The sequence below is a fragment of the Crocinitomicaceae bacterium genome (assembly GCA_016708105.1).
Taxonomy (GTDB): Bacteria; Bacteroidota; Bacteroidia; order Flavobacteriales_D; family Crocinitomicaceae; genus JADJGJ01.
The window spans coordinates 1,244,379-1,259,473 of the sequence record JADJGJ010000001.1 but is presented as its reverse complement, the minus strand read 5'-3'; the positions used below and the strand labels follow the sequence as shown (position 1 = coordinate 1,259,473).

Annotated in this window: 14 protein-coding genes; 6 read left to right on the top strand and 8 right to left on the bottom strand. The window is 36.6% G+C overall.

What is annotated here, in order from left to right; all coding sequences use genetic code 11:
- Positions 1-48: 48 nt before the first annotated feature.
- The 4 genes from IPH66_05380 to IPH66_05365 form a co-directional block, all read right to left on the bottom strand.
- Positions 49-579, bottom strand: coding sequence for a hypothetical protein (locus IPH66_05380; protein ID MBK7128785.1), 531 nt, complete (start codon positions 577-579; stop codon positions 49-51).
- Positions 580-820: 241 nt separating this feature from the next.
- Complete coding sequence (locus IPH66_05375; GenBank protein ID MBK7128784.1) at positions 821-1,225, bottom strand: hypothetical protein; 405 nt, start codon at positions 1,223-1,225, stop codon at positions 821-823.
- Between the two features lie 534 nt (positions 1,226-1,759).
- Complete coding sequence (locus IPH66_05370; GenBank protein ID MBK7128783.1) at positions 1,760-3,643, bottom strand: Xaa-Pro dipeptidyl-peptidase; 1,884 nt, start codon at positions 3,641-3,643, stop codon at positions 1,760-1,762.
- A 135-nt stretch (positions 3,644-3,778) separates the two neighbouring features.
- Positions 3,779-4,159: a hypothetical protein gene (locus IPH66_05365; protein MBK7128782.1), complete on the bottom strand. Its 381-nt coding sequence runs from the start codon at positions 4,157-4,159 to the stop codon at positions 3,779-3,781.
- 180 nt (positions 4,160-4,339) lie between these two features.
- Between IPH66_05365 and IPH66_05360 the strand changes: the two genes are divergently transcribed.
- The 6 genes from IPH66_05360 (at position 4,340) to IPH66_05335 (ending at position 9,138) form a co-directional block, all read left to right on the top strand.
- Positions 4,340-4,555 (top strand): hypothetical protein, encoded by a 216-nt coding sequence (locus IPH66_05360; GenBank protein MBK7128781.1) that lies wholly within the window; start codon positions 4,340-4,342, stop codon positions 4,553-4,555.
- A complete protein-coding gene (locus IPH66_05355) occupies positions 4,546-5,163 on the top strand; it encodes a hypothetical protein (protein MBK7128780.1) in 618 nt (205 codons plus the stop codon). Before IPH66_05360 ends, IPH66_05355 begins: the two co-directional genes overlap by 10 nt.
- 186 nt (positions 5,164-5,349) lie before the next feature.
- On the top strand, positions 5,350-7,506 hold the full coding sequence (locus tag IPH66_05350; protein ID MBK7128779.1) for a patatin-like phospholipase family protein: 2,157 nt from the start codon (positions 5,350-5,352) through the stop codon (positions 7,504-7,506).
- The gene (locus tag IPH66_05345; GenBank protein MBK7128778.1) at positions 7,507-8,022 is read left to right on the top strand and encodes a hypothetical protein; all 516 of its coding nucleotides are present in this window, start codon (positions 7,507-7,509) and stop codon (positions 8,020-8,022) included. It abuts the gene before it with no gap.
- Entirely contained in the window at positions 7,970-8,791 is an 822-nt protein-coding gene (locus tag IPH66_05340) for a hypothetical protein (GenBank protein ID MBK7128777.1), read from the top strand. The genes IPH66_05345 and IPH66_05340 overlap by 53 nt, the downstream gene beginning before the upstream one ends.
- A 2-nt stretch (positions 8,792-8,793) precedes the next feature.
- Complete coding sequence (locus IPH66_05335) at positions 8,794-9,138, top strand: translation initiation factor (protein MBK7128776.1); 345 nt, start codon at positions 8,794-8,796, stop codon at positions 9,136-9,138.
- A gap of 24 nt (positions 9,139-9,162) precedes the next feature.
- On the opposite strand, the gene IPH66_05330 is transcribed toward IPH66_05335, so the two are convergent.
- The 4 genes from IPH66_05330 to IPH66_05315 all read right to left on the bottom strand — a co-directional run bounded on the left by IPH66_05330 (position 9,163) and on the right by IPH66_05315 (position 14,811).
- A complete protein-coding gene (locus IPH66_05330; GenBank protein MBK7128775.1) occupies positions 9,163-10,389 on the bottom strand; it encodes a hypothetical protein in 1,227 nt (408 codons plus the stop codon).
- Positions 10,389-12,464, bottom strand: coding sequence for a helix-hairpin-helix domain-containing protein (locus IPH66_05325; protein ID MBK7128774.1), 2,076 nt, complete (start codon positions 12,462-12,464; stop codon positions 10,389-10,391). The genes IPH66_05330 and IPH66_05325 overlap by 1 nt, the downstream gene beginning before the upstream one ends.
- Entirely contained in the window at positions 12,464-13,276 is an 813-nt protein-coding gene (locus IPH66_05320) for a hypothetical protein (protein ID MBK7128773.1), read from the bottom strand. The genes IPH66_05325 and IPH66_05320 overlap by 1 nt, the downstream gene beginning before the upstream one ends.
- A 152-nt stretch (positions 13,277-13,428) precedes the next feature.
- On the bottom strand, positions 13,429-14,811 hold the full coding sequence (locus IPH66_05315; protein ID MBK7128772.1) for an aldehyde dehydrogenase family protein: 1,383 nt from the start codon (positions 14,809-14,811) through the stop codon (positions 13,429-13,431).
- Between the last annotated feature and the right edge of the window lie 284 nt (positions 14,812-15,095).

Genomic DNA, 15,095 nt, shown 5'->3' with positions numbered 1-15,095 from the left:
CTTTCGAAGACATCAGGCTTTGGCGATTTGGGTATCCAGAGACTATTTTCATTCATTCGATGTTTCATTCAATGAAATACCCCATTCGCGAATTGCCAAGTCGAATTTATTTTTTATTTCTCTTGAAAAAAAATTATCCTTTGCATTCTGCTCTTGAACAATGCTCATTACATTTTGCAGAAGCAGCAGAGGTAATCGCAAAGCTTCCAACTCTTTCTTAAAAAGAACAATAACTTCATCATTGAGCATATATTCAGGTTCGTCAAGTAGTATATGATGAAAAGTAAGAGAACAACAGCGATTGATAATCGTTGATTTTTTGTAATTTTTCGGCTGGACCATTAATTTGGGAAAGCCTTGCTTCCTGGTTATAGATACTATCGTTTTAAAGTTATTTATTATAACGTATTTTCTAGCAATTGGATTTCTCCGTGTAGAAACTTCTTCTTTATACATATAAGAAAAAAGTTGAATCAATTCTGTATCATTAAGCGTATCGTATCCTGGCAAATTAATATCACTTCGTAAAGGTTCCGCATTGCACTCTGCAACGGTTATTAGAGAGAAAAAAAATGACATAAAAAAACGCATTGTATTTTAGTTTAATTTGTTGAATGTAAATTAATACTTGTTGTCAAATTGATTTTTTCTAAGCACATAAATAATTTACCAATTTCAAAAGCCGGATGCCATAAAAAATTCTAGAGATTAAGTCATTTTATTATTTCATCATTATACTTATATTATTACTGACATTCTAAAAACTTGACAATATGAGTTTTTTTCTATTTAATACATTGGGTCGTTCAGAACATAACACTCAATTAATCTCAATAAGACCAATATCCCATTCGCTTGAAGCGACTTTAAGCATCTCCATGTTATTCTGACTTAACGAGGCATGTCCCAAACTAATTAATTTTTGAATGGCTCGAAAAGAAAAACTTACAATCTCCTTGTCCAATCGTCCGGATTCAATTTCATCATCAAAAAGATTAATTATTTCAAAATTCAACAAAACTTCAGGTTTTGTTTGCAAAACATGAAGAAAATTGACACTCGAAAAGAAAGAAATACAATCACGTTTACGCCTTAATCTATATTCATTTTTGAGTGAAGGAAAACCTTGCATTTTAGTAATTGAAACAATAGTGTTAAAGTTGTTCAAAAAAACTTGCAATCTCACTACAGGCATTTTCATATAAGAGTTTTCTTCTTTTTTCATGTAGGTAAATAATTCAATCAACTCTATATCTGAGAGGGAATCACAAACTGGTGTTTGAATCCGGCCAAAACAACTGAAATGAGCTAACAACATTATGAAGAGAATATACGATTTCAAATCTTGCACGTTTTATAATATATCATTATTCACTATTATCTTGGGAGCTTCTCAATGCGTAAAAATTTTGCCAACAAATTACAAATTAAATTTTACTCTATTCGTTATAAATAGGATTTCCATCAAACTTATTTGTAACAAACCTGACTATTTCATCTCCATTGTTTTACGGAAAGATCTGTAAAACTGGCTGTTGTATAAGAATATCCTGTTGTCATTCGTTCGCTTATACAAGTATCTCAATTTGAACCATTTACGGTTAGTGATTTAAAGTTTGAAATGGAGTCCAGGCCTAAACTTTTTAAAGACAATACCACATTAAATTATTTGTTTTTTATCTGGAATAATTTATTCATAGGAAGATCCTCAATTGGATATTCCGGTCAACCTGACCAATTTATAATTCTTTATTCATCATTAATATTGACTGTTTTTTACCGCATTTTCATACGCAGTTATTCCTCCAACAACAGGCAAAGTAATACTTGTAGAATTTAAGTCAATTGTCAGTTGGGTACCTGACTTGGGACAAAGTGTAAATTCCTGATCGCTTGAAAATATCATAAGACCAATTTGTTTTCCTTCTGGAATAATTTGATCATCTGGCATTAAGTCAAATGAAACTTGGACATACTCTCCGGGAATCAGTGGTTCTCCTTTTCTGATTGACTTATGATTTTGAGGATCAGCCCAACTTCGTGTGATGAGGTTCTCATAAATTTTAACATGCTTTCCCTCTATCCAGGGAAGTGTAATCAGATATACTGAAAGATTTGCCGCTGGTTTATTACAGGCAAGTCTTATAGTAACGGTTGCAACACCAGATATTCGAATACTTTTTTGTAAAACTGGTGAAAGGTAGAGCAGTCGATGACTTGCATTTTTGCTTTTATGTAACTCACTATAATTAATCGAATAATCATCTGACAACGTTTCAGTATTTTGTTGATCTGGTTTTTCAGTATATAAATGACCGGTTCCATTATTTCCTGATTTGAGATGCAAGATTACATTGGATGAATTTGAATCAGGAAAGCTACTATATGACTTAGGCGAATTACTATTTTCCCTTACAATCCATACAGGAGGATCATTCTCAACACCATTCTCAATGCCGTGTAGGTATCGTGTAAACCATCTGTTCATCATTTTGAAAGGAGGATCACCGCCATGTCCGCCTTGATGATAATAGAGTTGCACTGGTAATCCTTTTTCCTTTGCCGCTTTATAAAATCGGTAACTTTGTTCTGGCATTACGTTCCAATCGTTAAAACCATGTGCCATTAACATCGCTGCATGCATATAATCAATTTTGTTTAAGTAATCCCTGCTGTCCCAAAAGTCATTGTAATCACCGGTAATTCTATCTATGTTTAGAGCCAGTAAGCTATCTCTGATAGTGGCATCATTATGCTTGCGGTTTGATTTATCACCCGTGTTTATATAATCGTAATAAACGTCCATATCTTCTCCTATGTATCCTCCAGGTGATTTTACTAAACCATTTGATCGGTAATAATGATAGTGCGACGTTAATGGGGCAACCGGAATTATTGCTTCCAAACCCTCAACGCCAGTTGTAGCTGCTGCTATGCAAATTGTTCCATCGTATGAAGTCCCAGTCATACCAACCTTACCAGTACTCCAAAAAGCAGCAACTTCTTCATTCCCATTACGGGTATTAAATCCTTTGGCACGGCCGCAGAGCCAATCAATAACGGCCTTAGGAGCTAGCGATTCATTTTCTCCCCCCATAGTAATTGCTCCATCAGATAATCCAGTTCCTGGTGAGGATGAATAGACCATGATATAGCCTCTTGGAACCCACAGATTATCCATATAAGAAGACATTAATGGTCTTTTAATTCTGGTCCCAAGCTTTGAATGTTTACGAGATTTAGGAAGTTCTCCGATCTCATGTTTCACTTTCCAAAAAATTTTACTTTTTGAAAATACAGCTTGTCTTATTATTGTAGATATTTTCAATCCATAATAAGGACTGGACGTATAGATGACCGGAAGTTTAAGTTCACGCGATTCTGTTTGTTTGGGTCTAGTGACAAAGACATGCATGCGATCAAGTTTGCCATCGTTGTCTGAATCAAACGATGTTTCAACCCAAAGTTCTTCTTTGATCCAATCTTCTTCTGAGCTGAATTCAGGAACTATTTGAGCCTGTCCGTTTTTAAATATTGGTTTTGGTACATGTGTGCCGATCGAGTCAGTTTGCTGTGCTCTTACTTTAGATAGCCCACCTATTAAAAGGAAAATAAATAGTGGAAAGGCAAATTGTCGTCTCATGGCTAAAAGCTATTTTAGTAGAACATAACAAATTTATTCATTGTAGATTGAAAAAATTTGTCCACTAGCCGGAATAAAAAAAGCCGGATCTTCATAAACCCGGCTTTGCATAATTTAATTGTCAATCTTAAAAAATCAGAGATAAGATTTCAAAATGTCTATAATAGTATCTACTGACTGGATGTTTCCTTTATACTCAAGTTCTGCCACCCCAATGCTCACCAGCATTTTGTGCACATATTCAGGCTGATTTTGATGATTCACGGTGAAAACACAATTGAATGTTCCGTCTGAATCTTCAGTAGTTTGCATAGTCAAGCGATCAGCTAAACCGGCAACCTGATCCATCATGGCATTATATTCAGGCTGGGTTGCAACCAATTTAAACTGCAGAATATACCCTTTAGCAGTTTGTTGATAATGGGTTTGATTATCTTCAAGAATGATACGTGGAGCAGCAGTAGCTACTAATGTCATTAGCGAGAATAATGCAGTAAAAAAAATACCTTTCATCATGATGCTTTGAGTTTATTTTATACTTGTTAAACGAGTGGACAGTCTGCCGGGTTGCCTGTAAAGTTAAGAAATTCAGTTTAATTGCGTGAAATCCTAAATAAAATCAGGGTTTTATAAACTAAAAATGTTTTTTTAACGTAATACTATATTATGCAAAGTATACGCTTAAAATTTGTTTTGATGATTCTTTGGTCTGTTATTTGCGCAGGCTGTTCTGAATCAAGCTGGACAAAAGCAGAGCAAGATGCTTTTTTAGAAGGCTGTGATGATGAAGGAGGAAAAAGTTCCTATTGCCAATGTTATATGGAAAAGGTGATGAAACTCTATCCCAACTATGCAGACAGCAAAAACCTTGATTTTGAAACCGCAGTAGAATTGTCAAACCAATGCGAGTAAAGATATTACACATCATACCAATTGTTCTGTTTCTTTCATGCAATAAAACAGAAAAAAATCAGGAGGTTATTTCATTTGAAGAACTTGCCGGTTCAACCGGAAGTGACAGCACAGCCCCCGCAGTAACTTATACCATGCCGGCAGGGTATACCCCAGAGTTTGCAACTTTTGTTACCCATGAACTGCCTGCTTATGATACCATTGGTCATAAAAAAATTCACCCAATGGATCGGTTTGGATTCAGCCATAGTTATAAACTTGATTTCAAAGAAAAAATTCCATCTAATCAACCGGCAGAAACGTCCGGCTTTTCAGCCTCAGTTTACTATTACACATTTTCTGATACACTCAAAACACAAAACGCATTTTACAATTGGCTTGATTGCTTTGGAAAAAATTGTGCTGAAATAAAACCGGGTCAATCCAGTGATGAGTTGGATGCGCTCCCTTCTTCAGCATTTGTGTATGACACCACGGTGATTGCCATTGAATATGTTTGTGGTCAAAATGGATGGAAAACATTTGAAGATTCAGTGATTGCAAACTTTGGTAAAAAATACCGTTACCGTTTCAATACCAATTGTAAAGGGTCAATCAACTGGAAATAAACTTGCATCTCACCATTATTTTTTGTAAATTATAGAGATGATTCCTTATTTTCACATCCAGATAATTCAACCTAATCATATTCCGGTAATCCGACAGCACGCATGAAGCGACTAAAAAAGATCAGTCAAATCGTAATCCGGTTTTTTCCGGTGCTGCTGATCTTTCTGCAATTCAAAAAAAACCACATGCTCATTTTGTTGTGGTTAATCATGTTTGGTTTTATCACACAAAATCTGGGAATGAAATTGGGTCTTCCCTATTTGTTTCTTTCGCCTGAGTATCTCGGAAAAGTGAACTGGCTTTCGTTTATGATTTTGGGATTTTCAGTTGGCGGATTTTTTATGGCGTATCATCTCTACAGCTATATTATGCTGGGGCCTTATTTTCCATTTATTGCAACGCTGTCAAGACCTTTCTATAAGTTCTGTGTAAATAATTCAGTCATTCCTACCATATTTTACATCACGGCCATTTGGAATATTTATGATATACAGGCCAATGAAGAGCTGCGTTCTACGTCTGAAATTATTGTCAACTTAATCTCTTATACGGGCGGCATCATCTTGTTTATAGCCATTTCAGTTTATTACTTTTTTAAAACCAATGTAGATTTTCAAAAAATGCGATTTAACAAAAAGAAAAATCTACACGCCACAGCCGGAACGCTATTCACAAAAAGAAATTATTGGTTTGAGTCACATGATATTCACACTTATCAGCCTTCTTATTATTTTTCATCTCTGATAAAGGTTCATTTTGCCAGAGAAGCGAAACATTATGACAGACATATTCTACGCGAAGTTTTCAAACAAAATCACCTCAATGCTTCTTTCTTTGAAGTGGCCATGATCATTTCATTTTTAATGCTGGGTATATTTCAGGATTTTGGTCCCGTTCAAATTCCTTCAGGGGCAAGTGCTGTATTATTGTTCACCGTGTTTCTGATGGTGATTACCATTTTCTATTCTTGGTTCAGAGGCTGGGCACTCACCGTGATAGTTCTTTTTGCTTTATTATTGAATTTCATTTCTTCAACAACCGGATTTTTGCAACCTAAAAATTTTGCCTACGGTTTGAGCTACGCAAACAAGGCTGAATACACCCTGGAATCTCTCACCAAACTTCAATTTGATACGGTTCAGTTAGAGTCTGATACCCGACATCAAGAGGCAATTTTAGAAAGATGGTACAGCAAAGCGAGTGCAAGTCAAAACAAAGTAAAACCCAAATTAGTCATCGTGAACTGTTCAGGTGGTGGCTTGCGTTCAGCCATGTGGACAACTTATGTTTTGCAACAGTTGGATAAAAAATCAAACGGAGAATTTTTTCATAATGTTCACATGATTACCGGTGCATCAGGCGGTATGATTGGCGCATCTTATTATCGTGAACTTTATTATCAGTCAAAAACTGATACTACTTTGCAACTTACTGACTCAGTTTATTTGGATAAAATTTCAAGAGATTTATTAAATAGTGTTGCATTTAATTTAGCCAGTCATGACATCTTTTTGCGATTCAAGAAAAAGAAAATTGATGGTAAAACTTATCTGATGGATCGCGGATACGCATTTGAACAACAATTGAATTTTAATACCGACAGTGTATTAGATAAACCCTTTGATGCCTACGTAATGCCCGAATTTTTGGCTGAAATTCCACAAATGATTTTTACACCAACCATCATCAATGACGGGCGCCGAATGGTGATTGCAACACAACCAATGGCTTTTTTGAACGGCACAGCGTTCAACACTAAATCAACCGGACCTGAAAATATAGAATACATAAAATTGTTTGAAGACAATCAAGCATTCAGAACGCGGTTCACTTCTATTTTGAGAATGAACTCAACCTTCCCTTATGTATTGCCCATGGTTTCTATGCCAACGGCGCCTGAAGTTCAGGTGATGGATGCCGGTATACGCGATAACTACGGTACAAAAACCACGGTGAGATTTATTGCAGGAATTGAAGAATGGCTGGCTGAACATACCAGCGGGGTTATTATTGTTGAAATCAGAGATATTAATAAAGACTATGATCTTGAAAGCACTGAACCACTCAACTTATTTCAGCGCATCACCAAACCGCTTGGCAATTTTTATGGAAACTTTCACCACTCACAAGAATACAATGCAACAGAATTAATTGAAGGAAATTTTGGTGGCAAAGTACCCGTTGAAACCATTACGTTTATTCTCAGAAAAGATTTGTCTGAACTCATTTCACTTAGTTGGCATTTGACGCAGCGAGAAAAAAACGATATCAGACAAATTTTCAAAAACAAGTACAACCAGTCACAAGTTACACGCTTGTTTGAATTACTCAATCTGTATTAAATGAAAAATAGATTGTGCGTTATTTGGTTTTTGTTTTTTTGCTGTTGGTATCAACTAGTGCACGGGCAAAAAGAAATTAATTTTTCACTTCAATCAGGATTTGACCGAATTGGTATACTCACAGAAATGAACGGCACCATTAAATTCAATAATCACCAAGCCATTGCCGGATTGCGATATTATCCATTAAATTATTTTTTTGAAACCAATGCTGTCGGTGTACACCTTGGTTATGCATTTGGTTTGACAGGTCAAAAATTGAATTTTAATTACGGCATGGGTTATTGTTTTTTTACAGAACAAAAAACAGACGGAAGATTTTTTTTACATAATATTCATCTCTACCATCAACTACAATTCAGGAAAGATAAATTGGTGAGACCCTTTGTGAAAGCAGGTATTGGAATAATTCATGTTCCTTATAAATTCATGCAAGAATCGTTTAATTCTACTTATATTAATTATGAATTATCGCTGGGTTTGGCGTTTTGTTTTGTTCGTTCCGGTACTCATTGAAATATCTTGTACAAAGCAAGAAACCGAGGATGAAACAAGCATGATACTTGGTCATGCGGGTACTTCAATTTATCCTGAGAGATGTCCGTATCCACCCAATACATTTGAGTCTTGCCGGTATGCCTTGGATATTTTATGCGCACAAGGCATTGAAGTAGATGTGCAACTCACGGCTGATAAAAAACTGATTCTTTTTCATGATTATTATCTAAATGAGAACAGTGATCTCACCGGATGCATAGGCAATTTTACTTTATCCAAACTTGAATCAGAAAAAGTATATCATACGGCGTACAAATTTGTAACCCTTGAACGCATTGTCAACTTATGTTCGTCCAGACAAAAATATCTGATGCTTGATATCAAACATTATAATTTTTGTAACTCATCTTTACTCACCCCAAATGAACTCAACACGGCACTTGCAGAATCTTTGACGGCACTCAACGAAACAGAAAAAAAACAAGTGATTGTCAACACACAGTATGAGGTTTTGTTAGACTCACTGAGTGATTTGGCATTAGTGAAATGTTTTGAAACTCAGTCACCGGCTGAAGGCATACAATTTGTAAAAGACGGCAGGGCAGATATGCTTTGTTTGCCACTTGAATATATGGATGCTGCCTACGCTGAACAAATGAAAAAAGATAGTATTCCGTTTATGCTATTCAACGTAAAAACACCTGCTGATCATAAGCAGGCAATACAATTTAATCCTACCTTTATCATAAGTGATAACATATCATTTGCAAAAAAAATCACGCGTTAAGTATGGCAAAAAAAGATAAAAAAAGAGTTGACGTAGTTTATTCAACCAATCCTGATTTTCAATTTCAATATGGTTCAGATGAAGAAGCGGACACCTTGCCACCACAGCAACAAGACCTTCGTGTACAATTAGATAAAAAACAGCGTGGCGGCAAAGAAGTCACTCTTGTTACAGGCTTCATTGGTAAAACCGAAGACCTGGAACAACTTGGCAAAACACTCAAACAAAAATGTGGAGTTGGTGGCGCAGTAAAAGATGGAGAAATTTTAGTACAAGGAAATCAGGTACAAAAAATCATGGATATTCTGATATCTATGAAATATCGTTGTAAAAAAATTGGCGGTTAATTCAGAGAAGATATGATCAATAAATCATTCCAAGTTTCTCAATAAAAAGCGATACACCGTTCCGTTTTCAAAGGTGCGCACCACTTTTCCGTCCAATTGCTCAGTAAGCGTTTCAATGAGTTCAAGTCCAAAGCTTCCTTCTTTCAAAGGCTCACACCAGATGCCATCATCACGATACATCAATTCAAACATATTTTTATCACGCGGTATTAATTCAACATGTATTTCACCGGAGTCTTTATTTGTGAATGCGTGTTTGAGTGAATTAGAAATTAATTCATTAAACAAAAGAGCCACCGGAACCAAGGTATTATTTCCCAATCTGCTCAAATTAGAATTTATATCAAGCGTAATATTAATATCGGCCGCATAGGTTTTGATCAAATCAATTGCCAGAGTGTCCAAATAATCTTTCAAATCAATTTTAGATAAATTTTCATTCTGATACATTTTTTCGTGAATCAGTGACATGGCTATAATGCGTTGCACTGCGTCCTGAAATTGGGCTTTGGTTTTTTCATCTTCCATTTCACGACTTTGCAACCTGAGTAAACTTGTAATTACCTGCAAATTATTTTTAACACGATGATGAATTTCTTTGAGCATGATCGTTTTCTCTTCATGTTGTGCCTGTACCAAACGATTTCTGTTTTCAAGTTCAGCATTAGCGGCTTTGAATTTTCTCTCAGCGAAAAGCGTAGTGTTTTTAAATTGCCTGAGCAAGTAGGCAATCAGCGCACAAGCAACAAAAATATTAAACACCGTGGCAGTAACCTGATATCTTTCTATATGCGTACTCAAGTAAATGATATTATCTAAAAAATAGTTGTAGAAATAAAAAGCTATCCCAATAAAATTAATGGCAAGCGCAAGATATCCGGCCTTTTTTCCAATGGCAAAAAACACGTAAAGCGTTAATACCGTCATCCAAAAAAATTCAATGGCATGAATTGCAAACGGCATGAAATTCAGCGTATAAACCAGAAAGAGACAGCCGTGAATTCCGTAGATAAAACCGATCAGTCGATATTTACGTGTTTGGTAAATTGCGATGTGCAGAATGAAACCGGTAAACCAAGCGTATAGCGCTGCTCCAAAGGCATTGGGTTCAAAAAGAAAATAGACAAAAGCAATTACCAGCAGAAAAATTGAATTGAAAACAACCATCTTCCAGGTCAAATCAAATTTACCAACATCATACATGTCAGTATATTTTGTTTTTGGAGGAAGAATAAATCGCAGCAATGACATCACAACCTGATTTTAAGCTGAATTTTTATATCAGATTTTCTCTGACCTTCTATTTGTTCTAAACCTGATGAAATATCATCCACATTCTGGTACATCCACAAACCATAACGAATCCACAAATCTATTCGTTTGGAAATTTCATAACGCGCCATAATATAGGTACGCGCTCCTTTGTAATAGTATGAGGGAATGCTGAAGAGATACAACAAATCATTTTCGTACGCATAAATTCGAGAATCATAATTATCAGAATCAAAAATTGCATAGCGCAGATATAATTTCAACGGAACTTTTAGAAATGAATATTCAACATCCTGAAACAAAAGAATGCCGTTACTTATATCGCCATCATACCTGAAATTCACCCATTCAATACGAGACTGTACAGCCAATTGCGGAGTTATTTTTTGCTCGTAATTAAAGCGTAAAGAAGTTCGTTGCAGATCAACCTGATCATGCAATCCTTCATTGGTTGTTTTGCTGTTGCGTTCAGTCAATTTATTTTTAAAACGGATATAAAATTTAGCACTTCTACTCAAGGTGAAATCCATTTGCAAAAAGATATCTCTGCCTGAAGAATAATCATCAGTCAACCACTTGAGCCAAAGAAATTCAAACTGATCATAATACGCACTTACGGTTAATTTTTTATTCACGCGCAATTGCGCACCCATGTATATTCCTTGTTCAGCTGTATTGTCTGATGATTCTCCAAAACCAGATGCATAAATAGATTGAAATTCACGATCATAATACCGATGAATAAGCATGAGATCAAGGCGTGAATCAGCATGCCAAATAAGACCGTTCAGCGTTGCCGGTTTCAAATTATCACTCATGGAAAACTCGCCGAAAAAGCTCATTTTTCTCCAGAACAAACGATAGTTTAAACCTCCGGTAAATAATTGATCACTGTTGAATTTATACTGTGTGTATGGCTTAAAACTTGCATTGAGCGGCACGTCATAATGCGTGAAAACACCGGCTAATCCAATTCTGAAATGATCTCCTGCCCAGGCAAGTTCTCCCCCTGTAATAAATTCATGTACTTTATTTTTATCTTCAATTTCACCAACAGTTCGGTGATAACCTGAAATTTGAAAAGATGAAAAACTATCATCAAAAATTCCATCCAAGGTATCAGCGGCATTGATATTGGCATCAACTCCTTTGTATGAAGCAAAGCCGGTTAATTGCCAATGATTTGCTGAAAACGAGAAAGCTCCGCCACGCAGATATAAACTTTCATTCACTGAAGTGTATGGTCTTAGCACCTGAGCGTTGCGTCTTGCACCAAATACGTTGGGTGTTTTACCCAGTGCAAAACCAGACCACATGGTAAGTCCTTGTCCTACATTAATCTGATAATCACCTAAAGCAATGGCTGAAAATTTCCATACTCCTCTCAAAAAAAGATGTCCTGAATAATAATCAAATCCTTGTTTTTGTGTGCCTGTAAAAAATTCTTCACCCGCATCTTTTTCAGCCGTTATTCCCCAACTCACGCGATCTTTATATTGATTGCGATATCTAAAATAAAATTTATCAGGGCTGCCCAAATATTGTTTGTTCGGATTTTCTGCCAACACGCTATCAGGGTAATCCAAATATCCGGCTTTGGTTTCAAATACACGCTCATAGCGCGTTAACACTTCATGATTTCCGTATTTGAATACATTTTTAATGCGCAATGATTTAGCCGCCGGAGGTTCAACTTTGACAAAAGGAAGAATCATGTCAATGACTTCACGATCTAATTCAGCAATTGATGAAAGTTCATAAAGAGTGATAAAATTCCCGTATTTTTTTTTGTACGCAATGATTGCAGAAATTTGCACATCAGAGAGCAAATGCAAACGACTCAGTTCTTCAAAATTAGTTTCATTCAGATTGATGGGATTCTCAAGAAAAAAATAAAAATCATCCATGAAAACGGTGAGATCAAGATCAGAATTTTCAAGATTTTCACCGATAAATTCAATTCGTCGTTCAATTATTTTTTGAGGATCTTCTCCCGGCTGAGCTACTGCAAATAGCGGGCAAAACAAAACGATAACAAGTAGTATCCTCCACATTATTCAAAAGAATAGACCAAAGAAAAGGATGGACAAAGCCCCAGTTTAGTATGCCATTGTGCAGCGCCATCCAACATGAATTTTTTTAGTTGAATACCAAAACCAAAACTTGAAATAAACGGATACGTATTCATACCCATACGTACAGAAAAAATTTCATGCGCCTGAATAGCCAGAGCAGCTTTCACGTTGATCGGATTGATCATGTCTTTTTCAGCCTCTACCGCACAAGTTACTTTTTTTGTTGGGCGATATTCAAAACCTAAACCAAAAACAGTGGGTAATCGTTCGTTATCAAATTCAGCCAAGCGCGCGCGATTGAGATTCAGCACACGCATACCCAAAGAAAGATTTTTAGTAGGAGAATACACCATGCCAAGTGCGGCAGAGAAAGAAGTTTTAGACCCATAATTATCTGCCAGAAAAATTCCATGATATTGCATTGAAACACCGGCAGAAAATTGTTCTGATAATTTCATGCCATACGAAAATCCCCCATTCATTTCACGATACAATTCAAAACCGTATTGCTGAAAATGAAATCCAAAATTTCCGGTTTTTTTCGTGTGCATAACAAAACCTAAAGCCTGGCTTGACAATTCTTTAATCAAGAATCTGTTTTCAGCTGACAAGCCTAATGAAGTTTTTTCAACCATGCCCAATGCACCCGGGTTATTGAATGTGGCCCACACGTTAGTTGCACAAAGCCCTGTATTAGCCATGCCATAAGACTGGGAGCCCAGTTGATAATGGATCTGAGATCGAGCACTAAGTACTATAAAAAATAATCCGGTTAGCAGAATTGATTTCATCGGATGGAAAGGTAGTCAATTATTCAGAATTTTTGAAGGAGGGTTAATGAAAACCGGGGAGAAAATAATTCCCTTCCCCCTCTCCCCTTCCCGCGCGCGCAGCGTAGGCGCAGGTCGCGACCTGCGCCTACGCTGCGCGGGGGGATTCATTGTCAATTTAGCTCCTGATAAACAACTAACTTCTGAGCTGAATAATCTTCCAACGTATATTTAATACCACCAATGCCTAAGCCTGATTCATCACGACCACCAAATGGCATCCAATCAACTCTGAAAGCGGTATGATCATTTACCATAACTGCTGATGCCTGCAATTTATTTACTACATGTTGAATCAGTTCGTTGTCTTTACCAAACACTGCTGCCTGAAAATGATATCTTGTTTCATTAGATTGAGCAATGGCATCATCAATATCGTTGTAGGTGTAAACACAAACCACGGGACCAAAAATTTCGGTAGTTGAAACTTTTGATTTGATAGTTGGATTTACCAAAATAGTTGGCTCATAACAAGTATCACCTATTTTGTTTCCACCGCACAAAAGTTCTGCACCTTCATTCACTGCTTCTTTTACCCAGGCATCAATGCGTTCAAGTTCCGTCACTGAGATGATTGGACCGGCCTCTGTTTCATTCAACATGGGGTCACCGGTTTTGAAACTTTTTGCACGCGCAACAAATTTTTGCAGAAATTCTTTACTACTATTTTCATGCACATAAATGCGCTGAGTTGAAACGCAGACTTGCCCGGCGTGATAAAACGCACCTTTTGCCAAGGCAGTAACAGCGTGCTCAATGGGAGCATCATGTAATAATATGGCGGGTGCCAATCCACCATGCTCTAATGCGCAACGGGTACCGGCCGGTAGTTTTGATTTTAAATACCAACCCACTTTTGCTGATCCAATAAAATTCAGAAAATGAACCCTGTTATCACAGGCTAATTTTTCTGCAACAGAATTATCACAGAGTACAACCTGACAACTTTCTTTTGGAACTCCGCTGGCATGCATGAGTTCAATTAATTGAATACATGAAATAGGTGTGCGCAAATCAGGTTTCACCAATACCGGACATCCGGCAGCAAATGCCGTGACCGCTTGATGAACAATTAAGTTAACCGGATGATTGAATGCACTGATAGCAAATACCAAACCGATAGGTTCTCGTCTGGTAATTGCTTTTCTGTTTTTTGAAGCAGCATTGATGTTCATTACAATTTCTTCATCATGCAATTGACTCAACCAATCAATGCAGAGATTAATTCCATTGATGGCACGACTAATTTCAACGCGAGAATCAGAAATTGGTTTGCCTCCTTCATGACAAGCAAGTGTCGCTAATTCTTCGTGTTTTGATTCAACCAGAGACGCTAATTTTTTGAGAATAGTAATCCGTTCTGCAATAGGCAAACCTTGTGGATTTTTCAGCCGGAACTGATGCGCTATTTCCAGTGATTTTTCTGCATCGGCATAGCATTCAGGTTCAAATTCAGCAAGTAATTCGTGATTATATGGTGATTTAATTTGTATCATTCAGACAGGTATTATATTGTTTTAACCTGACTAAATTACTATTTCCGAGCGGAATTATTGATTGTACTTTTGGCTTGACACAGATTTTCACCTATCTGTGAATTGTTCGGTCTCTCCGGTTTGAGCTTTCATTCCGGGGGGATTTTTTAAACCTGCTTTGAAAACAAAAAGTAATGCGATCGAAATTTACAGTGAAAAATTTGTGTGGAAAAAAATTCACTAGATTTATAAATACCCGGTGAGAGGTAAATTTGTTTCAAAACCTGAAGACCGAATCTATTCGT